We start from the raw sequence: 19,235 nt of genomic DNA on the forward strand, positions 1-19,235 counted from the left end.
AACAGGCTCAGGGCTGGCGGCGGCCGGCAGCCTTCAACTCGCTCATCGCCGCCAAGACGCCGTCGGCCAGCGCCAGCATGCGCTGGCAGTCGGCCGTTTGCGGCAGGGAGGCGAAGTCCAGCGTTGGATCCAAGGTTTGCAAGGCGCGGCGCGCGCTGGCGGCCACGTCGGCGGCCAGATTGAAGTCGCCGGGGGACAGCACCCGGCCATTGCGGATTTTCTTGTAGTACACGGCCGCCATCTGCGCGTATTGGGCCGAGGTTTGCTGTGCGGCCAAGCTGGGCTCCAAAGCCTCCAGCAAGCTCATGATTTCGCGACAGGCCTGTTCCGCGGCGTTCCAGCGCTTGTCCTGTTGCTGGCGTTGCTGCGCTTGGGGCTTGGTCGCGGCTTTCTTGCTGGCCATCTTGAACTCCTGGGATAAAAGACAGAGCGCCGCATTCTAGCCATCCCGGCCGCGGCGCGCCACCGTCGCGCTATTCGTGCAGGTGGAAACCTAGCAGAGCGTCGTCTTCGCTGGGCAGAGACAGTTCGACGAAGTCGTTCAGGCAGAACAGAGTCAGTTTGCCGCCGTAGACGGCGCCGGTATCCAGGTTCAGCACATTGTCAAAGCGGGTGGCGCTGGTTTGCGGGGTATGGCCCACCAGCAGCAGATCCACGCCGCGCACGACGCCGCCGCGGCCATGCCGCGCGCGTTCCCGCGACCATAAGGTGACGTTGCGGCCTGTCTCCGGCAGCGTGCCGTTCGCGAGGCCGGAGGCCAGCGCCTCCCAGTCGTTGTCCGGGCAGTCGGCGTGCACCACGCCGATTTTCCCGCCGTCCGCGTCGGCGATTTCAATGGCGTATGGCAGGCGCTGAAAAGCGGTCAGGCAGGCTTGTCGTTGAGGAGCCGGCAGCGTCAGCAACCAGGAGCCTCCGTTGTTCACATGGCGGACTTCGGCTTGTTTGTCGCCCAGCAGAGAGTCGATCGCCAGCTGTTCGTGATTGCCGCGCACCGCGTAGAACCATGGTTGCGCCAACCACTCCAGCACTGCTTCGCTGTCGGCGCCGCGATCTATCATGTCGCCAACCGACAGCAGACGATCGCACTCGGGATTGAAGGCGGCCATTTTCAGCAGGCGCGACAATTGGCGGAAGCAGCCGTGAATGTCGCCAACCGCCCAGTCTCGGCCTTGGGTATTGCGTTGCAGCTTCAGAATCATGCTTGAACTCGGGGGTGGGGTACGCTTATTTTGCGCCATGCCCATGGTTTTGTCATTGTGTTGATAGTTTCAAAACTAGAATTGTTTTGATTTGACTATCAATGGCTTACCGAGTTCGGCATCGTCCGGGCTTAGCCGGTTCGCCAATCCTGGCAAAACTGCCGGCGGAAGTCGCGCAACCATTGCAGCCGCAGTTCCGCCATCCTTCTGCCGGCTTCTGTCTGCATCATGGCCGGCAATTTGGCGAGCTTGACCTCGATGTGGTCCAGCGCCCAGCGACGGTCGTCCAGCTCGCGGGCCTCGCCCAGCGGGTCCAGCGGGTGGGCCAGCGCGGAGTCCATGCGCCCGGCGGTGTAGAACAGCCGCGCCAAGCCGACGGCGCCCAGCGCGTCCATGCGGTCGGCGTCCTGCACGATGCGAGCTTCCAGGCTTTGCGGCGGGATGGCGGCGCTGAAGCTGTGCGCCTCGATGGCGTGGGCGACGCCGTCCAGCCGGTCCGCCGGAAAATCGCTGGCGGCCAGCAGCGCGCGGGCGCGCGCGGCGGCCTGGCGCGAAGCCAGATGGCGTTCCGGGTGGTTTTTCGGCAAGTTGACCAGATCGTGCAGATAACAGGCGGCCAGCACGGTCAGCGCGTCGGCGCCGGGGTGGGCGTCCAGCAACTGCCGGGCGCAAGCCCAGACACGGTGGAAATGGTTCAGGTCGTGGGCGCCGTCGTCGTCGCCCGGCTGTTGTTGCAGCAGGTCGATCAGGCGGGCGCGCCAGACATCGATAGTCGCATTGGGGAGGATGGCGTTCATGGCGGCGGCAAGGATTGGGGCAGGGGATTACAGCCCCAATCCGCGTTGCCGTCAAGCCGGCCATTTAACAGGTGTTTAGCCTGCGTTCATCTCGCAGTAGCGCGCGGCGATCGCCGAGGCCAGGCGGGCGTTGTTCAGCACCAACTGGATGTTGGCGGCCAGGCTGTTGCCGCCGGTCAGCTCGCAGACGCGGGCCAGTAGGAAGGGAGTGGACTCCTTGCCGGCTACGCCCTGCTCCTCGGCTTCGCGCAGCGCCTGCTCAATGGCGGCGTCTATCTTGTCGCGCGGCATCGCGTACTGTTCCGGAATCGGGTTGGCCACCACCACGCCGCCACGCAGCTCCAGGCTCCACTTGGCCTGCATCGCGGCGGCGATGTCGGCGGCCTCGTCCAGACGGTGGTCCAGTTTGAAGGCGCTGTCGCGGGTGAAGAAGGCCGGCAGATGGTCACAGCGGTGGCCGATGACCGGCACGCCGTGGGTTTCAAGGTATTCCAGCGTCAGGCCCAGGTCCAGGATGGACTTGGCGCCGGCGCAGACAACGGCTACCGGAGTTTGCGCCAGCTCCTGCAGGTCGGCGGACACGTCGAAGCTGCGCTCGGCGCCGCGGTGCACGCCGCCGATGCCGCCAGTTGCGAACACGCGGATGCCGGCCATCGCGGCGATGATCATGGTGGAGGCTACCGTGGTGGCGCCGCTGCGCTTGCCGGCGACGATGAAGGGCAGGTCGCGGCGGCTGACCTTGGCGATGTCGCGGCCGCCCTTGCCCAGGTATTCGATCTCATCCGCGCTCAGGCCGGCTTTCAGACGGCCGTCTATGATGGCGATAGTGGCCGGCACCGCGCCGTGGGCGCGGATTTCCGCTTCCACTTGCAGCGCGGTTTCCACGTTCTGCGGATAGGGCATGCCGTGGGAAATGATGGTGGACTCCAGCGCCACTACAGGGCGGTTGGCGGCCAGGGCGTCGGCGACTTCGGGATGGATATCGAGATGGGCATTGTGCATTGCGTGCTCCTTGTTGATGACGAGATCAGGTGTTCAGATAGGCGTCCACCGCCGCGCGCGACAGCGAGGGATTATTGGTGGCGGCGCAGGACAGTGTCAGCGCGGCGCAGCCGCGTGCAAAGCGCACGCTGTCCGCCAGCGGCAATTCATTGAGCCAGCCCCAGGCGAGGCCGGCCATCAGCGCGTCGCCGGAGCCGGTGGTGTTGACGATGGCGCAGTCCGGCGCGTCCAACCAGCCGTCGCCGGCTTCGCCGCTGTAATAGATGCCGGCGCCGGCCATGCTCAGCACCACGCGGCGCACGCCCTGGCCATGGAACCAGCGCGCCGCCTCCGGCGCGTGTTCCGCCCGCTCCAGCGGCAGGCCGGACAGCGCGGCGGCTTCCAGGCGGTTGGGTTTCAGCGTGTGAATGCGGGGCAGCCAGGGTCGAATGCGTTCCGCCTTGAACGCGGATACCGGGTCGACAAATAGCGGCTTGTCGCCGCTTTCGGCAATCAGCCAGGCCAGCGCGTCCGAGCTCAGATTGGTGTCAGCCACCACCGCACCGGCATGGCGCACTAGGTCGCGCTGCGCCTGCAAGCGCTTCGGCGTCAGCCGGTTGAGGATGTCCATGTCGTTGATGGCCAGCGCCATGTCGCCGTCGGCCTGCTGGATGGACAGATAGGTGGAGGTAGCCGCGTCCGGCAGCGTCAGACAGCCGCGGACGTCGACGCCGGCGCGCTGGGTGGCCTCCAGCAGCGAGCGACCGTGAATGTCGTCGCCCACCACCGATACCAGCCGGCAGTCGGCGCCCAGCCGCGCCAGGTTTTCCGCGACGTTGCGCGCCACGCCGCCGGGCGAACAGCGCACCCGGCCGGGATTGGAGTCGCCGTGGCGCAGCGCGGCGGCGGCGCTGCCAACGATGTCCATATTGGCGCCGCCGACGGCGGCGATATAGCGCTGCTCGGCCAGGATGTAACCTTTGCCGCGGATATGTCCCTTTTGCACCAGGTTCATAATGTGCCCGGCCACCGCCGAGCGGCTGATGCCCAGTTGATCCGCCAGCTCCTGCTGCGGGATCAGTGGATCCAGGCGCAGCAGAGAGAGGATTTGTTGTTCCCGCTCTGTCATCAAACATTTGTCCGTTTTGCAAACATTTGTTTGATATTACGGCTTTGGCATGTTGCGGGTCAAGGGCGTCGCATTTCCCATTGCGATAACCACAGCCTAGCGCCGCAAGAATGCAGCAGACCGGCGCCGGCGGCGTCGTCTGAGTCGAGATTGTTGACGGCCAGCGAGGGAGCGGAGGTTTCCCGCTGTACGGCGGCCAGCAGCGAGCGGGCGACGCCTCGGCGTCGATGAGGCGGAGCCACCGCCAGTTCCGCGATATCGCCAGCGTCGGAATAAAGCGCGTAGCCCAGCAAATCGCCATCCTGTTTTGCCGTCAGCAATAGCAGCGGCGGCTGTGCGCGCTCCAGGCTGTCGCGGCTGTTGGGCACGGCGGGTTCGCTATGCAAAGGCCAGCGAGGCCAGAGCGAGCGATCCGTCGGCGCGCAGCGCCAGCCGGGCGCGGCATCCACGGCCAGTGCCTGTTCTATGCGGTAACAATCCAGTCGCCGGTGCGGGCGATAGCCGAGCCGTAGATAAGCAGCCATGGCCGCGGCGTTGTCGCTGATGACTTCCAGCCGCTGACGCTGGATGCCCCGGCTGGCCAGTCTTTGCTTGATTGCGGCGGCCATGGCCTGCAGCACGCCCTGGCGGCGCGCGTCGGGCCTGACGCCGGTGGCGATGCAATAGCCGATCGGGCCGGCCTCGTCGCAGTGCACGCCGGCCAGCCACAGACCGACGAGCGCGCCGTCACGCCAGGCGCCGACGCTCAGTTCCGGACGCCAGCCGCGTCGATGCAGCATGGCGGCCAGTTGTTCTTCGTCCATTTGCATGGGCAGCAGATAGTCGCTGAACGCCAGCTTGAAGGCTTGATGGATGAGGGGGAAATCGATCAGGGACAGGCTGTGCAAACGCATGGACGGGTCCGGAGAAATGAGGGAGCGAGATGATTATGCGCGGCAACGGCGAGGCGTGGCCGGCGCTGTCGTGAATTGGATACAAAAGACTAAATTCAGCGATGACAGCAGGCTGCGATGCGTCTAGACTGTAGCCATGCGCATTGTGCGTGTTTCAGAGGGAGGCGAAGTATGGATGGATTGAGTCAGATCAGCGGGCAGGGCGTGTCCAACAGCATCCAGATCTACGCATTGAAAAAAGCCATGTCGGCGCAGTCGCAGTCGGCTTTGAGCTTGGTGCAAGGCGCGTCCGACACTATGGCGCAGGCCCAGGCCAGCAATCCGGCCCATCTGGGGCAGAACATCGATACCCGCGCCTGAGACGGCGGGGTGACTGAAAAAGCGGCCTAGGCCGCTTTTTTATTGCGAGGTTTCATAACCGGTTTACGATCTTGCGAGCTCAGGTGAGACAAGGCGAAAACGAGCGAAAAAGCGGAATGTACTCGTGGTACATGCGCATTTCGACGCTGTACTCACCGCGCCACGTCTCATGATGCGCAGCAGATCGTAAACAGATTCTCAGGCGCTGAGCGCCTGATCCCAGTCTTCCGGAAACTGCCGTTCCAGCCAGTTCGCCAGCCATTCCGCCGCGCTCTCCCAGCGCGTGTCCAGCATCATCATATGGCCAAGATGGGGCAGGATGTCCGCCGCCACGTCCAGACGCCGCGCGGTGGCCACTACGTCTTCCGGCCCCACCAGCCGATCTTCCGCCGCGCCCAGTACCAGCGCCGGCAGCCGCGCCAGCGGCCGGTTGGCCAGCAGGTTGACCAGGGTCATGTCCATAAGTGCACGCTGGCTTTCCTGCTGGCAACGGCTGATTAGCAGTTCCACCGCCGATTCCGGCGCGTCCGGCGACAGTAGCATGTCTTTCAGCTCGATGAACTCCGGGTCGTACAGGCCGTGCTGATACATATTGAGCTTGAGAAACAGCGCCGGCGCCTGCGTCAGCAGCCGCAGGCTGGAGGAGGCTAGGCCGCCAGGCGGTACTGAGGCGAGCAAAGCCACGCCGGGCAGTTTGTGGCGGCTCAGGTATTGCTGCGCCACGTAGCCGCCCATCGAATGACCCACTATCACCGGCGCGGTCGGCAACTGTTTGAGCGCGAAGTCCAGATTGCGCACATAGTCGTCGACGCCGATGGCGGCCAGGTAGTCCCGGCCCTCGCTGCCGCCGTGGCCCTCCAGGCTCAGCGCCCAGCAATCGTAGCCTTGCCGGGCGAACCAGGGCATGAAGTATTCCCGCCAGCACCAGGCGCCGCAAAAAGCGCCGTGAACGAACAACAACGGCGGCGCAAGGCGCGCCGCCGTTGTTGCCGGCGCCTGATGGAGCAGTTCCAGGCGCGGGTGCATCACAGGACTTCTGCCGCGTGGTCGGCCAGCCGCGAGCGCTCGCCGCGCTGCAGCGTGATGTGGCCGGAATGGCCCCAGCCCTTGAAGCGGTCCACCACATAGGTCAGGCCGGAACTGCCCTCGGTCAGGTAGGGGGTATCGATCTGCGAGATATTGCCCAGGCAGACCACCTTGGTGCCGGGGCCGGCGCGGGTGATCAGCGTCTTCATCTGCTTGGGCGTCAGGTTCTGCGCCTCGTCAATGATCAGGTATTTGTTGAGGAAGGTGCGGCCGCGCATGAAGTTCAGCGATTTGACCTTGATGCGGGAGCGGATCAGGTCGCGGGTGGCGGCGCGGCCCCAGTCGCCGCCGTCGTCGTCGCTCTTGTTGAGCACGTCCAGATTGTCCTCCAGCGCGCCCATCCACGGCGCCATTTTTTCCTCTTCGGTGCCCGGCAGGAAGCCGATGTCCTCGCCCACCGGCACGGTGACCCGGGTCATGATGATTTCGGAGTACAGCTTCTGCTCCAGCGTCATCGCCAGGCCGGCGGCCAGCGTCAGCAGCGTTTTGCCGGTGCCGGCCTGGCCCAGCAGAGTGATGAAGTCCACCTCCGGATCCATCAGCAGGTTGAGGGCGAAGTTCTGCTCGCGGTTGCGAGCGGTGATGCCCCAAACATTGTTTTTGTGGTGGCTGTAGTCCTTCAGCGTCTGCAGCACCGCGGTCTTGCCTTCCACCTGGGTCACCCGCGCCTGCAGCGGCTGGGCGCCCTCCTGCCACAGCATCTGGTTGACGTAGAGGTTCTGGCCGTCCGGGCCCTTGACCTGATAGTAGCTGCGGCCTTGTTCCTGCCAGGACTTCATGTCCTTGCCGTTGCGCTCCCAGAAGCTCTCGTCGATCTCGCGGGTGCCGGTGTAGAGCAGGTCGGTGTCTTCCAGCACCTTGTCGTTGAAATAATCTTCCGCGTCCAGGCCCAGCGCGCGGGCCTTGATGCGCATATTGATGTCTTTGGATACCAGGATCACCGAGCGGCCCTGCTGCAGCTCTTTCAACGCCATCACGATGCCGAGGATCTGGTTGTCGGCCTTGCCAACCGGCAGCGACGGCGGCAGCACGCTGTGTATCGCTTGAGTTTGAAGGATCAGCTTGCCGGTGGCGGCGTCGCGGCTGGCGTTCTTCAGCGGAATGCCGGATTCGATTTTGGCTTCGGCGCCGCTGACGATCTCATCGAGGAAACGACTGGCCTGACGCGCGTTGCGCGCCACTTCGGACATGCCCTTCTTGTGGGTGTCCAGTTCTTCCAGCGTGATGATGGGAATGAACACATCGTGTTCTTCGAAACGATACAAGCAGGTGGGGTCGTGCAGCAGCACGTTGGTGTCGAGAACAAACAGCTTGCTGGCGCTGGTTTTTTTGCGGCTGGCCATAATGATCCCCTGGTTTTATCGCGGGGCAGCCCGGAAACCGGCCGCCCCGACGCGGTTTTTAGAGCGTCTTAACGAAGTCCAGCACCGCCGCGGCGTGGCCGGGCACTTTGACGCCGCGCCATTCGCGCGCGATGTCGCCGTTCCCGTCAATCACGAAGGTGCTGCGTTCAATGCCTCTGACTTGTTTGCCATACATATTCTTCATCTTGATGACGCCAAACAGATTGCAGACGGTCTCCTCTGTGTCGGACAGCAGTTCAAACGGCAGCTCCAGCTTGGCCTTGAAATTTTCGTGGGATTTCAAGCCGTCGCGGGAAATGCCGACGATGGCGGCCCCGGCGGCGGCTAATTCGGCATGGAGGTCGCGGAAGTCCATGCTTTCATTGGTGCAGCCGGGGGTGTTGTCTTTGGGGTAGAAGTAGATCACCAGCGGTTTGGGGCTGGAGGACAGCTGAAACGAGACGCCGGCGGTGCCGGGCAGGGTGAAGTCGGGGCAAGCAGTGCCGGACATGCAGTAACTCCTGTGGTGGAACTGGGTGGTGCGTCCGCCTTGTTTTGAGATTAGCGGATTCCCGCCCGGTTAGACAATGGGAATGGGTAACGAAATTTTCACGGCGCGTGTTCGCGCCGCAGCAGCACCAGAAGCGCGCCGGCGCCGCCCATGGTTTCGCCGGCCTCGCAGAAGGCCAGCACGTCGGGGTGGTGCTTGAGCCAGGCGCGCACCATGCGTTTGAGCACCGGCTGGCCGTTGGAGCCGAAGCCCTTGCCGTGTATCACCCGCACGCAGGGGCCGTGCCGGCGCGCCTGGTGAAGGAACAATGCCAGCGCGTCCTGTGCCTGATAGCGGTCGCAGCCGTGCAAGTCGAGCTGACGCGTCACCGGCCAGAAACCGGCGCGCAGCTTCTTCAGTGTGGCCGAAGGCATGCCGGGTCGGGCGAAATGGGCGTCGATCTCGGCGGGCTCGAACCAGCCCACCATCTGTTGCAGCAAAGCCTGTTGCACGGTTTCCGATGTCTGGCCGTGCTGATGGCGCCGACGCGGATGCGGGCTGGGCTTGGGGCGAGGGCTGGCGTGGCGGTCGTCCGGCTTCACGGGCTTGACGTCGCGGAACAACTGGCGGAAATCCGGTTCTGGTTCGGCTGGCGGCGCGGCGGAAACGGAAGCGCCAGCAGGCGCGCGGGAGTCGCGCACCTGCTGGCGCAGGCCTTGCAAGGCTTTCTTGAAGGCTTTCAAGCGTTTACTTCAGGCTGTCCAGATAGCGTTCCGCATCCAGGGCGGCCTGGCAGCCGGAGGCCGCGCTGGTCACCGCCTGGCGGTAGATGTGGTCCTGCACGTCGCCGGCGGCGAATACGCCCGCCGCGCTGGTGGCGGTGGCGTTGCCCTCGCGGCCGCTCTTGGTGATCAGGTAGCCGGTGCCGTCCATTTCCAGCTGGCCTTTGAAGATTTCGGTGTTGGGTTGATGGCCGATGGCGACAAACAGGCCCATGACCTTGATCTCTTCCGTGGCGCCGTCCTGCATCGATTTCAGGCGCAGGCCGGTGACGCCGGAGTTGTCGCCCAGCACTTCGTCCAGAGTGGCGTTCAGCTTCAGGCTGATCTTGCCTTCCTTGACGCGGTCCATCAGCTTGTCGATCAGGATTTTCTCGGCGCGGAAGGTGTCGCGGCGGTGGATCAGGGTGACGTGCTTGGCGATATTGGCCAGGTACAGCGCCTCTTCCACCGCGGTGTTGCCGCCGCCGATCACCGCCACGTCCTGGTTGCGGTAGAAGAAGCCGTCGCAGGTGGCGCAGGCGGACACACCCTTGCCCTTGAAGGCCTCTTCGGACGCCAGGCCCAGGTATTTGGCCGAAGCGCCGGTGGCGATGATCAACGCGTCGCAGGTGTATTCGCCGGCGTCGCCCACCAGGCGGATCGGCTTTTCGTGCAGATGGGTGGTGTGGATGTGGTCGAACAGGATTTCGGTGCCGAAGCGCTCAGCGTGTTGCTGAAAGCGCTGCATCAGGTCCGGGCCCATCACGCCGGCGGCGTCCGCGGGCCAGTTGTCCACATCGGTGGTGGTCATCAGCTGGCCGCCTTGCGCCAGGCCGGTGACCAGCACAGGCTTCAGGTTGGCGCGCGCCGCGTAAACGGCGGCGGTGTAGCCGGCGGGGCCTGAGCCAAGAATCAGCAGGGGGCTGTGGCGAGTCGTGGTCATGATGTTTTCCTGTGTGAGAAGCGGTAAGAGAGCCGATGGCGTCGGTCCGGGGCGGAGTGCTTGGAGCCGCGAACGCGCCGTTCAGTTCTGAAGTATGGAGCCAAGCCGACGGAATCCAAGCTCCGGACACCCGCCGGCGTCGGCCGCGCCTGCGCGGCGGCGACCGTTTCGGCTGACAATATACAAGAGCGGAGGGGCAAGGTTAAGGGTCGGCGTGATTGGAATATTCAACATTGCTGATTGAAATCCTTTATCGCCCGTCCAGGCCGTCCTATCGGCCGGGCTTGGTTCAGATCAAAATCATTTGCGCATTCACGCGTTGATTCAAAAGCTTGCCGTTTTTCGGGGCGCCGTCATGCCGGAATCCACGGCGGAGCTAGGTCCGCTTGGCCTGCAGCGGCCGCGCGGCGGCTACTTGCCAGCGCCGGCCGCGTGCTATACTGTCCGTTTTCGCGTTGGGTGCGTGGTGTAACTCCGCGCAGCGCCACTCAAGGTGAGGCAATGTCCTTCGAGTCTGCCAATCCGTGGCGTCGTACCGTCCCAGATGACTAAACCTGTCACACACTTAAGGATTTAACATGCAAGTACAGCTGGAAACATTGAGCAATCTTGAGCGCCGCATGAATATCGCCCTGCCGATGGCTGCCATCGACACGCAAGTGGCCGAGCGCCTGAAGCGCGTGGCCCGCAACGCCAAGATTCAAGGTTTCCGCCCGGGCAAGGCTCCGCTGAAGATCGTGGAAATGAACTACGGCGCCCAGGTGCGTGAAGAAGTGATGGGTGAACAGGTTCAACAGGGTTTCTACTCCGCCGTGAGCGAGCAGAAGCTGCGCGTTGCAGGTTACCCGCGCTTTGAGCCGGTAGCCGCCGGCGATGACAAGGAAAACTTCAAGTTCGCAGCCACTTTCGAGATTTATCCGGAAGTGAAGGTAGGCGAACTGGCCGGCAAGGAAGTGGAAAAGCCGCTGACTCCGGTGACCGACGCCGAAATCGAGAAAACCATCGATATCCTGCGCAAGCAGCGCACCCGCTACAACCGCGTTGAGCGCGAAGCCGCCACCGGCGACCGCGTGATCATCGACTTCAAGGGCGCCATCGACGGCGTGGCCTTCGAAGGCGGCTCTTCCGAGAACTTCCCGTTCGTGCTGGGCCAAGGCCAGATGCTGGCCGAGTTTGAAGCGGGCGTTGCCGGCATGAAGGAAGGCGACATCAAGAGCGTGGAAGTGAGCTTCCCCGAGGATTACCACGGCAAGGACGTAGCCGGCAAAACCGCCGTGTTCGAAATCCTGCTGAAGAATGTGGCTGAAGCCGTGCTGCCGGAAGTGAACGAAGAGTTCGCCAAGCTGCTGGGCATTGCCGATGGCGACGTTGAGAAAATGCGCGCTGAAATCCGCAAGAACGTGGAACGCGAAGTGAAGCGCCGTCTGCAGGCCCGCACCAAGGAAAACGTGATGCAGGCGCTGTTGGACGCCACCGAGATCGAACTGCCGAAAGCCCTGGTCAGCCTGGAAATCGGCCGTCTGGTCGAGCAAGCTCGTCGCGACATGCAGCAACGCGGCATGAACGTCAAAGACATGCCGTTCCCGCCGGAACTGTTTGCTCAGCAAGCCGAGCGCCGCGTGGCTCTGGGCCTGATTCTGTCCGAAGTCGTGGAATCCAACAAGCTGGAAGCCAAGCAGGACCAAGTCAAGGCCATGATCACCGAGTTTGCCGACAGCTATGAAGATCCGGCTGAAGTGCTGACCTGGTACTACGCCAGCCCGGACCGCCTGGAAGGCCCGACTTCCATGGTGCTGGAAGATAATGTGGTTGAATTTGTGCTGTCCAAGGCCAATGTTGTAGAGAAAGAACTGTCCTTCGACGCCCTGATGGGCAACAACGCCTGATAACAGCTGGAGTGGCCGATGAAATCGATGATGGAACCTCAAAGTCTGGGCCTTGTGCCCATGGTGGTGGAACAAAGCGGCCGCGGCGAGCGCGCGTATGACATCTACTCGCGTCTGCTGAAGGAGCGCATCGTGTTCCTGGTGGGCCCTGTCACGGATGAGTCGGCCAACCTGGTTGTGGCGCAGATGTTGTTCCTTGAGTCGGAAAATCCGGACAAGGATATTCACTTCTACATCAACTCGCCGGGTGGGTCGATTACCGCAGGCATGTCCATTTACGACACGATGAACTTCATCAAGCCGGATGTTTCCACCTTGTGCATCGGTCAGGCCGCCAGTATGGGCGCCTTCCTGCTCGCCGCCGGCGCGCCGGGCAAGCGCTTCGCGCTGGCCAACAGCCGGGTGATGATTCACCAGCCGCTGCTGTACGGCGGCGGCCTGTCCGGCCAGGTCACCGATATTGAGATTCACGCTCGCGAACTGGTCAAGGTCAAGGCCAAGATGAACGAGTTGCTGGCCAAGCACAGCGGTCAGCAGCTGGAGCGGGTGATGGCCGACACCGAGCGCGACAACTTCATGTCCGCCGACGAGGCACAGGCCTACGGCTTGATCGATAAAGTGCTGACGTCCCACAAGGACGTGAAAGCTTAAGGAGTGATGGAATCCGCAAATGGCTGACAAGAACAGCAATGAAAAGCTTCTCTACTGCTCTTTCTGCGGCAAGAGCCAGCATGAAGTCCAACGCCTGATCGCCGGGCCGCAGGTCTTCATCTGCAACGAATGCGTCGAGTTGTGCAACGATATCATTCGCGAGGAGCTGGAGAAGGGCGTCGGCGATGTCGCGTCCGCCTCCGAAGACAGTCCGCTGCCTACGCCTCAGGAAATCCGCGCGGATCTCGACCAATACATCATTGGTCAGGATTTCGCTAAGAAAACTCTGTCGGTGGCGGTGTACAACCACTACAAGCGCCTGAGCAGCCCGGCAAGCAAGAGCGACGTCGAGCTGGCCAAGAGCAATATCCTGCTGATCGGTCCGACCGGTTCCGGCAAGACCTTGCTCGCCCAGTCGCTGGCTCGTCTGCTGGACGTGCCCTTCGTCATCGCCGACGCCACCACGCTCACCGAGGCGGGTTACGTGGGCGAGGATGTCGAGCACATCATCCAGAAGCTGCTGCAAAAATGCGACTACGACGTGGACAAGGCCCAGCGCGGCATCGTCTACATCGACGAGATCGACAAGATCTCGCGCAAGTCGGAAAACCCGTCCATCACCCGCGACGTATCGGGCGAGGGCGTGCAGCAGGCGCTGCTGAAGCTGATCGAGGGCACCGTGGCCTCGATTCCGCCGCAGGGCGGCCGCAAGCATCCGAATCAGGAATTCATTCAGGTGGACACCACCAACATCCTGTTCATTTGCGGCGGCGCTTTCGACGGCCTGGAGAAGATTATTCGCCAGCGCTCGGAGAAAGGCGGCATCGGTTTCGGCGCCGACATCAGCTCCAAGGACGACGGCAAGAGCTTGTCCGTGTTGTTCCAGGAAGTGGAGCCGCAGGATCTGATCCGTTTCGGTCTTATTCCCGAACTGATCGGCCGACTGCCAGTGGCGGCCACGCTGGAAGAGCTGGACGAAGAAGCGCTGGTCACCATCCTGACCCAGCCGAAGAACGCGCTGATCAAGCAGTATCAGAAGCTGTTCTCGATGGAGTCGGTGGAGCTGGAGGTCCGTCCGTCCGCCTTGCGCGTGATCGCCAAGCAGGCGCTGATCCGCAAGACCGGCGCGCGCGGTCTGCGCTCCATTCTGGAACGGGCGCTGCTCGATACCATGTACGAGCTGCCGTCCATGGCCGATGTGGAAAAAGTGGTTGTGGATGAAAAGGTTATCGACAAGGGCGACAAACCGTTGTTCATCTATCGCGACAAGGACGACAAGGCGCAATCGGCCTGATTGTTCGCCGCGACTCCGGAGACCGCCCAAACCGGGCGGTTTTTTATTTGTAGAGCCGGAAATCTGATTTAGTATGGGGGTGTTGAATTTTACTGTCCGCCCCCCATCTCCCAAGCATTGTTTCACAAGCAAGGTTAGGTGATATGCCGCAACCCGCAGAACTCAAAGAAGAAGCCACGCTGCCATTGCTGCCGTTGCGCGACGTGGTGGTCTTCCCCCATATGGTCATCCCGTTGTTCGTCGGCCGCGCCAAGTCCATCCGCGCGCTGGAACTGGCGATGGACGAGGGCAAGCAAATCCTCTTGGTGGCGCAGCGTTCCGCCTCCAAGGACGAACCGTCCGCCGACGATCTGTACCCAGTCGGCACCATCGCTTCGGTATTGCAGATGCTCAAGCTGCCGGACGGCACCGTTAAGGTGCTGGTCGAAGGCCGGCAGCGCGCGATGATCGAATCCGTGGGCGAAGAAAACGAATGCTTCGTCGGCGCCTTCAAGCCGCTGAGCCCGGAGGCCGAGGAATCGACCGAGACCGAGGCGATGCGCCGCGCGCTGCTCGCTCAGTTTGAGCAGTACGTCAAACTGAACAAGAAAATTCCGCCCGAGGTCTTGAACTCGCTGGCCGGCATTGACCGCGCCGGCCGCATGGCCGACACCATCATCGCCCACCTGCCGTTGAAGCTGGAGCAGAAGCAGGAAGTGCTGGAGATGTTCGACGTGCAGCAGCGCCTCGAGCACCTGATGTCGCAGCTGGAAGGCGAAATCGACATCCTGCAGGTGGAAAAGCGCATCCGCGGCCGCGTCAAGCGGCAGATGGAAAAGAGCCAGCGCGAGTACTATCTGAACGAGCAGGTCAAGGCGATTCAGAAAGAGCTGGGCGAGATGGACGAGGTTAGCGACCTCGACGAGCTGGAAAACAAGATCAAGGTCGCCGGCATGAGCAAGGAGGGTCGCGAGAAGGCGATGTCCGAGCTCAAGAAGCTGCGCATGATGTCGCCGATGTCGGCGGAAGCCACCGTGGTGCGCAACTACATCGACACCCTGCTCGAGCTGCCGTGGAAGAAGAAGACCAAGATCAGCAAGGACGTGGCCAAGGCCGAGGAAGTGCTGGACGAGGATCACTTCGGCCTGGAGAAGGTCAAGGAGCGGATTCTGGAGTACCTGGCGGTGCAACAGCGCGTCGACAAGCTCAAGGCGCCCATTCTGTGCCTGGTGGGGCCGCCGGGCGTAGGCAAGACCTCGCTGGGCCAGTCCCTGGCGCGCGCCACCAACCGCAAGTTCGTGCGCATGGCGCTGGGCGGAGTGCGCGACGAGTCCGAGATCCGCGGCCATCGCCGCACCTATATCGGCTCCATGCCGGGCAAGGTGCTGCAGAACATGAGCAAGGCGGCGGTGAAGAACCCGCTGTTCCTGCTGGACGAAGTGGACAAGATGGGCGCGGATTTCCGCGGCGATCCGTCGTCGGCGCTGTTGGAGGTGCTGGACCCGGAGCAGAACCATTCCTTCATCGATCACTACGCCGAAGTCGAATTCGACTTGTCCGACGTGATGTTCGTGGCCACCGCCAACTCGCTGAACATTCCGCCGGCGCTGCTGGACCGGATGGAGATCATCCGTCTGGCCGGCTACACGGAGGACGAGAAGGTCAATATCGCCATCAAATACCTGCTGCCCAAGCAAATGAAGGCCAACGGCGTGCAGGAGGGTGAACTGGCGGTGCAGGAGTCCGCCTTGCGCGACATCGTGCGCTATTACACCCGTGAAGCCGGTGTGCGCAGCCTGGATCGCGAGATCGCCAAGATCTGCCGCAAGGTGGTGACCAGCGCCTCGCTCAAGGCGGGCAAGGCGGCCAAGGTGACGGTTAGCGGCCGCAATCTGGACAAATACCTGGGTGTGCGCCGCTTCGACTACGGCATCGCCGAGGACGAGAACCGCATCGGCCAGGTCACCGGCCTGGCCTGGACCGAGGTGGGCGGCGAACTGCTGACCATCGAGGCGGTGTCGCTGCCGGGCAAGGGCAACATCATTCGCACCGGCCAACTGGGCGAGGTGATGCAGGAGTCCATCACGGCGGCGATGAGCGTGGTGCGCAGCCGCGCGCGTTCGCTGGGCATCAAGCCGGACTTCTACGAGAAGAGCGATATGCACATCCACGTGCCGGAAGGCGCGACGCCCAAGGACGGGCCCAGCGCCGGCATCGCGATGACCACGGCACTGGTGTCCATCCTGACAGGCATTCCGGTGCGCGCCGATGTGGCGATGACTGGCGAGATCACGCTGCGAGGCGAGGTGTTGCCCATCGGCGGCCTGAAAGAGAAGCTGCTGGCGGCCCATCGCGGCGGGATCAAGCATGTGTTGATCCCCAAAGGCAACGAAAAAGATTTGGTTGAAATTCCCGCCAATATCAAGCATAAAATCGAAATCCATGCCGTTAAGTGGATAGACGAAGTCTTGGCCTTGGCGTTGGAGCGGCAGCCGGAGCCTTTGTCGGAAGAAGAAAAGCCGGTGGAGGAGTTGCGAGCGACGCAGGAGGCTGGGCAGGGCGTGTCCGTGATGAAGCATTAAGAATCATGGTCTTAGCCAAACGTTGAATAACTTGTGTTCATGCGGCTTTTCAGCATGCTTGCGAAATGGCAAAATGCCCGTCAAAGCCGCTTGACACAAGGATTTCGCCCTTGCTATAAAGCAAGCGGTTTTTATCCGAATTACGTAGACCGAGAACGACGAAAGGGGACTTACGTGAACAAGTCTGAACTGATTGACGCTATTGCCGCTGAGGCCGATATCTCCAAAGCCGCCGCCGCCAAGGCGCTGGATGGCATGGTGGCCGCTGTAACCGACGCTCTGAAAAAGGGCGACACCGTGACGCTGGTGGGCTTCGGCACCTTCTACGTTGGCGAGCGCGCAGAACGCAGCGGCCGCAACCCGAAGACCGGCGCCACCATCAAGATCCCGGCAGCTCGTTCGCCGAAGTTCCGTGCTGGCAAGGCACTGAAAGACGCGCTATAATTAGCGGCCTTGGCAGCCCTAGCGGCTGGCAAGGTGTTTCGAGGGGCGTTTAGCTCAGTTGGTAGAGCGTCTGCCTTACAAGCAGAATGTCGGCGGTTCGACTCCGTCAACGCCCACCACAGTCCGGAGCGGTAGTTCAGTTGGTTAGAATACCGGCCTGTCACGCCGGGGGTCGCGGGTTCGAGTCCCGTCCGCTCCGCCAGAACTCACAAAAAGGTGAACGAAATACAGCGTTCACCTTTTTTTTTGACAAGGGTGGCTCAAGCCAATCGCCATGTTCGAGTTTGTCCAGAACAATAAAGTCTTCATTCAGGTTGTATTGGGAGCTGTTGCGTTGACCTTCGTGGGCTTCGGCGTGGGCAGCTATGAAGCAGCTTCCGACGACCCTTATCTCGCCAAGGTAGGTTCCGCCAAGATTTACAAGCGCGATCTGGATCGAGCCTTGGAGGGCCAGCCCACCGATCCGGCTAGCCGTCAGGCCGCGCTGGAAAACCTGATCCGTCAAGAACTGCTGCTGTCCGACGCCCACGACCGCGGCGTCACCGTCAGCCCCGAGCAGTTGCGCAAAGTCATCGCCTCCATTCCGGCCTTCCAGGACAACGGCAAGTTCAGCCCGGAACGCTATCGCGAATTCCTGCAAAACCGTTACCCGTCGCCTGAAGCATTCGAAATCCAGGTCAAGCGCGACCTCGTGCTGCAAAGCCAGCTGACCGGCATCGCCGGGACCGAGTTCGTCGCGGGCACGGTGGTTAACCGCTTGGCCGGCTTGTTGGGCGAGGGCCGCGAAGTGCGCTCCCTGCTGTTGAAGCCGGCGGACTTCGCCGCCGAAGTCAAGACCGACGACGCATCGCTCAAGGCCTTCTACGACGCCAATTTGAAGCGTTTCCGCGTGCCGGAGCGGGTCAAGCTCGACTATGTGCTGCTGTCTCAGGACGCCTTGGCTCAGGGCGTCAAGCCCAGCGACGCCGAGCTGCAGAAGTACTATGAAGAACATAAGGCCGAGTTCAGCAATGAGCAGCGCCGCGCTTCCCACATCTTGCTGACGGTGGCCAAGGACGCCAAACCGGAGCAGAAGGCCAAGATCAAGGCTGAAGCCGAAGCGTTGCTGAAGGATGTGCGCGCCAATCCGGCTCGTTTCGCGGAGCTGGCCAAGGCCAAGTCGCAAGACCCGGGTTCCGCGGCCAATGGAGGCGATTTGGGCTTCTTCGGCCATGGCATGATGGTGAAGCCTTTCGACGACGCGGTGTTCCGCATGAAGCCGGGCCAGATCAGCGAAGTGATCGAGACCGAGTTTGGTTATCACATCATCAAGCTGGATGAAGTCAAGGCGCAGGACTTTGCTGAAGTGAAGGCGGCTATTGCCGAGAAGCTGCAGCGTCAGCTGGCGGGCAGCCTGTTCCGCAGCCAGGCCGACAAGCTGACCGAACTGGCCTACCAGCAGGGCGATTCGCTGAAGGCGCTGCAAGAGCAGCTGAAGCTGCAGCCGCAGCATTCCGATTGGCTGAGTCGCGGCAAGCCGGCGGCGGACCCTCTGCTCAACAGCCCCAAGGTGCTGGAGGCGGCGTTCAGCGAGGACGTGCTGAAGAAGAAGCACAATAGCGAGCCTGTGGACATCGGCAACAACCGCCTGTTGGTGGTGCGCGTGGCCGAACATCAGTCGGAGCGTCAGCAGACGATGGACGAGGTGCGTGAGGTGATCAAGGCCGAGCTGGTGGCCAAGGAAGGCGCCAAGCTAGCCGAGAAGAAGGGCCAGGCGCTGTTGGCCGAGCTCAAGGCGGGCAAGGGCGAGGGCAAGGCTTGGAGCGAAGCCAAGACCCTGCTGCGCCGTGATCCGGGCGGGTTGCCGATCGCCGATGCGCGCGCCGTGTTCGCCGCTCAGGCGGGCAAGCTGCCGGCCTTTGCCGGGGCCAAGCGCGATAACGGAGAATACGCGCTCTATCGCATCGACAAGGTGATTCCTGCGCCGGCGGCCAGCGAGGCCGAACGCGGCCAGCTGAGCGCCATTCTGGGCGAGATGAACGCCAATGCTCAGTTGTCCAGCTATCTTGACACGCTGCGTCAGAAGTACAGTGTGACGATGGGCAAGCAGGGTTTGTCCGACGCTCAATAAACCCGCGTTGATTCTGTCAGATCGCCGCCGCCAGCGTTTGCTGGCGGCGGTTTTTTATATGCTTTTTGCTGATTTGTTTATGGCTATTCTCTCTAAGAGAGGTTGATTTTTGAACTGGATAAGACAATTTCAATGTTTTTTTGGGTGGAGCTATTGACTGAAAACGAAAAAAGATGTTCAATCATAAACAAATTTAGTCGCCGATTTGAACACAGCTTGCGGGCGTAAAACAGCTAAAGCGTGGGTGAGCAGACCCAGGAAGCAATCCAGCATCTGCTTACAGTAATCTCGATTCAGCAGTGATTCC

General features: G+C 62.2%; 18 protein-coding genes and 2 tRNA genes. 9 read left to right on the forward strand and 11 right to left on the reverse strand.

Annotated features, from left to right (window positions below; all coding sequences use genetic code 11):
* Window positions 1-7 precede the first annotated feature (7 nt).
* From HA052_RS03275 to HA052_RS03300, 6 genes are all read right to left on the reverse strand, one after another.
* On the reverse strand, window positions 8-403 hold the full coding sequence (locus HA052_RS03275; RefSeq protein WP_166450747.1) for a hypothetical protein: 396 nt from the start codon (window positions 401-403) through the stop codon (window positions 8-10).
* 70 nt (window positions 404-473) lie between these two features.
* Window positions 474-1,199 carry a metallophosphoesterase gene (locus HA052_RS03280; RefSeq protein WP_166450748.1) on the reverse strand — a complete coding sequence of 242 codons (726 nt, stop codon included), beginning with the start codon at window positions 1,197-1,199 and terminating at the stop codon, window positions 474-476.
* 131 nt (window positions 1,200-1,330) lie between these two features.
* Window positions 1,331-1,996, reverse strand: coding sequence for an HD domain-containing protein (locus tag HA052_RS03285; protein ID WP_166450749.1), 666 nt, complete (start codon window positions 1,994-1,996; stop codon window positions 1,331-1,333).
* A gap of 75 nt (window positions 1,997-2,071) precedes the next feature.
* Window positions 2,072-2,998 (reverse strand): pseudouridine-5'-phosphate glycosidase, encoded by a 927-nt coding sequence (locus tag HA052_RS03290; protein WP_166450750.1) that lies wholly within the window; start codon window positions 2,996-2,998, stop codon window positions 2,072-2,074.
* Window positions 2,999-3,023: 25 nt separating this feature from the next.
* Window positions 3,024-4,106 carry a PfkB family carbohydrate kinase gene (locus tag HA052_RS03295; RefSeq protein ID WP_166450751.1) on the reverse strand — a complete coding sequence of 361 codons (1,083 nt, stop codon included), beginning with the start codon at window positions 4,104-4,106 and terminating at the stop codon, window positions 3,024-3,026.
* 59 nt (window positions 4,107-4,165) lie between these two features.
* Entirely contained in the window at window positions 4,166-4,999 is an 834-nt protein-coding gene (locus tag HA052_RS03300; protein WP_166450752.1) for a GNAT family N-acetyltransferase, read from the reverse strand.
* Between the two features lie 171 nt (window positions 5,000-5,170).
* On the opposite strand from HA052_RS03300, the gene HA052_RS03305 reads away from it, so the two are divergent.
* Entirely contained in the window at window positions 5,171-5,359 is a 189-nt protein-coding gene (locus HA052_RS03305; RefSeq protein WP_166450753.1) for a putative motility protein, read from the forward strand.
* Window positions 5,360-5,557: 198 nt separating this feature from the next.
* Here HA052_RS03305 and HA052_RS03310 read toward each other — a convergent pair whose 3' ends face one another.
* The 5 genes from HA052_RS03310 to trxB all read right to left on the reverse strand — a co-directional run bounded on the left by HA052_RS03310 (window position 5,558) and on the right by trxB (window position 9,982).
* Window positions 5,558-6,385 (reverse strand): alpha/beta hydrolase, encoded by an 828-nt coding sequence (locus tag HA052_RS03310; RefSeq protein ID WP_206118757.1) that lies wholly within the window; start codon window positions 6,383-6,385, stop codon window positions 5,558-5,560.
* Window positions 6,385-7,788: a PhoH family protein gene (locus HA052_RS03315; protein ID WP_166450755.1), complete on the reverse strand. Its 1,404-nt coding sequence runs from the start codon at window positions 7,786-7,788 to the stop codon at window positions 6,385-6,387. The genes HA052_RS03310 and HA052_RS03315 overlap by 1 nt, the downstream gene beginning before the upstream one ends.
* Before the next feature lie 58 nt (window positions 7,789-7,846).
* Window positions 7,847-8,299, reverse strand: coding sequence for a peroxiredoxin (locus HA052_RS03320; protein WP_166450756.1), 453 nt, complete (start codon window positions 8,297-8,299; stop codon window positions 7,847-7,849).
* 98 nt (window positions 8,300-8,397) lie between these two features.
* Complete coding sequence (locus tag HA052_RS03325; protein WP_166450757.1) at window positions 8,398-9,021, reverse strand: Smr/MutS family protein; 624 nt, start codon at window positions 9,019-9,021, stop codon at window positions 8,398-8,400.
* A 4-nt stretch (window positions 9,022-9,025) separates the two neighbouring features.
* Window positions 9,026-9,982, reverse strand: a complete 957-nt coding sequence (gene trxB, locus HA052_RS03330; RefSeq protein ID WP_166450758.1) for a thioredoxin-disulfide reductase — start codon at window positions 9,980-9,982, stop codon at window positions 9,026-9,028.
* Between the two features lie 578 nt (window positions 9,983-10,560).
* On the opposite strand from trxB, the gene tig reads away from it, so the two are divergent.
* The 8 genes from tig to HA052_RS03370 all read left to right on the forward strand — a co-directional run bounded on the left by tig (window position 10,561) and on the right by HA052_RS03370 (window position 18,928).
* The gene (gene tig, locus HA052_RS03335) at window positions 10,561-11,868 is read left to right on the forward strand and encodes a trigger factor (RefSeq protein WP_166450759.1); all 1,308 of its coding nucleotides are present in this window, start codon (window positions 10,561-10,563) and stop codon (window positions 11,866-11,868) included.
* 18 nt (window positions 11,869-11,886) lie between these two features.
* On the forward strand, window positions 11,887-12,519 hold the full coding sequence (gene clpP, locus HA052_RS03340) for an ATP-dependent Clp endopeptidase proteolytic subunit ClpP (RefSeq protein WP_081544724.1): 633 nt from the start codon (window positions 11,887-11,889) through the stop codon (window positions 12,517-12,519).
* 19 nt (window positions 12,520-12,538) lie between these two features.
* Window positions 12,539-13,813 carry an ATP-dependent Clp protease ATP-binding subunit ClpX gene (clpX, locus tag HA052_RS03345; protein WP_081544723.1) on the forward strand — a complete coding sequence of 425 codons (1,275 nt, stop codon included), beginning with the start codon at window positions 12,539-12,541 and terminating at the stop codon, window positions 13,811-13,813.
* A 143-nt stretch (window positions 13,814-13,956) separates the two neighbouring features.
* Complete coding sequence (gene lon / locus HA052_RS03350; protein WP_166450760.1) at window positions 13,957-16,374, forward strand: endopeptidase La; 2,418 nt, start codon at window positions 13,957-13,959, stop codon at window positions 16,372-16,374.
* Window positions 16,375-16,428: 54 nt separating this feature from the next.
* Window positions 16,429-16,818 carry an HU family DNA-binding protein gene (locus HA052_RS03355; protein ID WP_501037512.1) on the forward strand — a complete coding sequence of 130 codons (390 nt, stop codon included), beginning with the start codon at window positions 16,429-16,431 and terminating at the stop codon, window positions 16,816-16,818.
* A 43-nt stretch (window positions 16,819-16,861) separates the two neighbouring features.
* Window positions 16,862-16,937, forward strand: a tRNA-Val gene (locus tag HA052_RS03360).
* 6 nt (window positions 16,938-16,943) lie between these two features.
* Window positions 16,944-17,020 (forward strand) — tRNA-Asp (locus tag HA052_RS03365).
* Between the two features lie 72 nt (window positions 17,021-17,092).
* Complete coding sequence (locus tag HA052_RS03370; protein ID WP_166450761.1) at window positions 17,093-18,928, forward strand: SurA N-terminal domain-containing protein; 1,836 nt, start codon at window positions 17,093-17,095, stop codon at window positions 18,926-18,928.
* The last annotated feature ends 307 nt before the right edge of the window (window positions 18,929-19,235 follow it).

The organism is Chromobacterium fluminis (assembly GCF_011602385.1).
GTDB lineage: Bacteria > Pseudomonadota > Gammaproteobacteria > Burkholderiales > Chromobacteriaceae > Chromobacterium > Chromobacterium fluminis.

Coding starts and splice junctions, on each gene's coding strand:
- clpX (WP_081544723.1), top strand. CDS start 12,539: ATGGCTGACAAGAACAGCAATGAAAAGCTTCTCTACTGCTCTTTCTGC.
- HA052_RS03285 (WP_166450749.1), bottom strand. CDS start 1,996: ATGAACGCCATCCTCCCCAATGCGACTATCGATGTCTGGCGCGCCCGC.
- HA052_RS03320 (WP_166450756.1), bottom strand. CDS start 8,299: ATGTCCGGCACTGCTTGCCCCGACTTCACCCTGCCCGGCACCGCCGGC.
- HA052_RS03275 (WP_166450747.1), bottom strand. CDS start 403: ATGGCCAGCAAGAAAGCCGCGACCAAGCCCCAAGCGCAGCAACGCCAG.
- HA052_RS03370 (WP_166450761.1), top strand. CDS start 17,093: ATGTTCGAGTTTGTCCAGAACAATAAAGTCTTCATTCAGGTTGTATTG.
- HA052_RS03280 (WP_166450748.1), bottom strand. CDS start 1,199: ATGATTCTGAAGCTGCAACGCAATACCCAAGGCCGAGACTGGGCGGTT.
- HA052_RS03305 (WP_166450753.1), top strand. CDS start 5,171: ATGGATGGATTGAGTCAGATCAGCGGGCAGGGCGTGTCCAACAGCATC.
- HA052_RS03315 (WP_166450755.1), bottom strand. CDS start 7,788: ATGGCCAGCCGCAAAAAAACCAGCGCCAGCAAGCTGTTTGTTCTCGAC.
- trxB (WP_166450758.1), bottom strand. CDS start 9,982: ATGACCACGACTCGCCACAGCCCCCTGCTGATTCTTGGCTCAGGCCCC.
- HA052_RS03355 (WP_501037512.1), top strand. CDS start 16,429: ATGCTTGCGAAATGGCAAAATGCCCGTCAAAGCCGCTTGACACAAGGA.
- HA052_RS03310 (WP_206118757.1), bottom strand. CDS start 6,385: ATGCACCCGCGCCTGGAACTGCTCCATCAGGCGCCGGCAACAACGGCG.
- HA052_RS03300 (WP_166450752.1), bottom strand. CDS start 4,999: ATGCGTTTGCACAGCCTGTCCCTGATCGATTTCCCCCTCATCCATCAA.
- HA052_RS03295 (WP_166450751.1), bottom strand. CDS start 4,106: ATGACAGAGCGGGAACAACAAATCCTCTCTCTGCTGCGCCTGGATCCA.
- clpP (WP_081544724.1), top strand. CDS start 11,887: ATGAAATCGATGATGGAACCTCAAAGTCTGGGCCTTGTGCCCATGGTG.
- HA052_RS03290 (WP_166450750.1), bottom strand. CDS start 2,998: ATGCACAATGCCCATCTCGATATCCATCCCGAAGTCGCCGACGCCCTG.
- tig (WP_166450759.1), top strand. CDS start 10,561: ATGCAAGTACAGCTGGAAACATTGAGCAATCTTGAGCGCCGCATGAAT.
- lon (WP_166450760.1), top strand. CDS start 13,957: ATGCCGCAACCCGCAGAACTCAAAGAAGAAGCCACGCTGCCATTGCTG.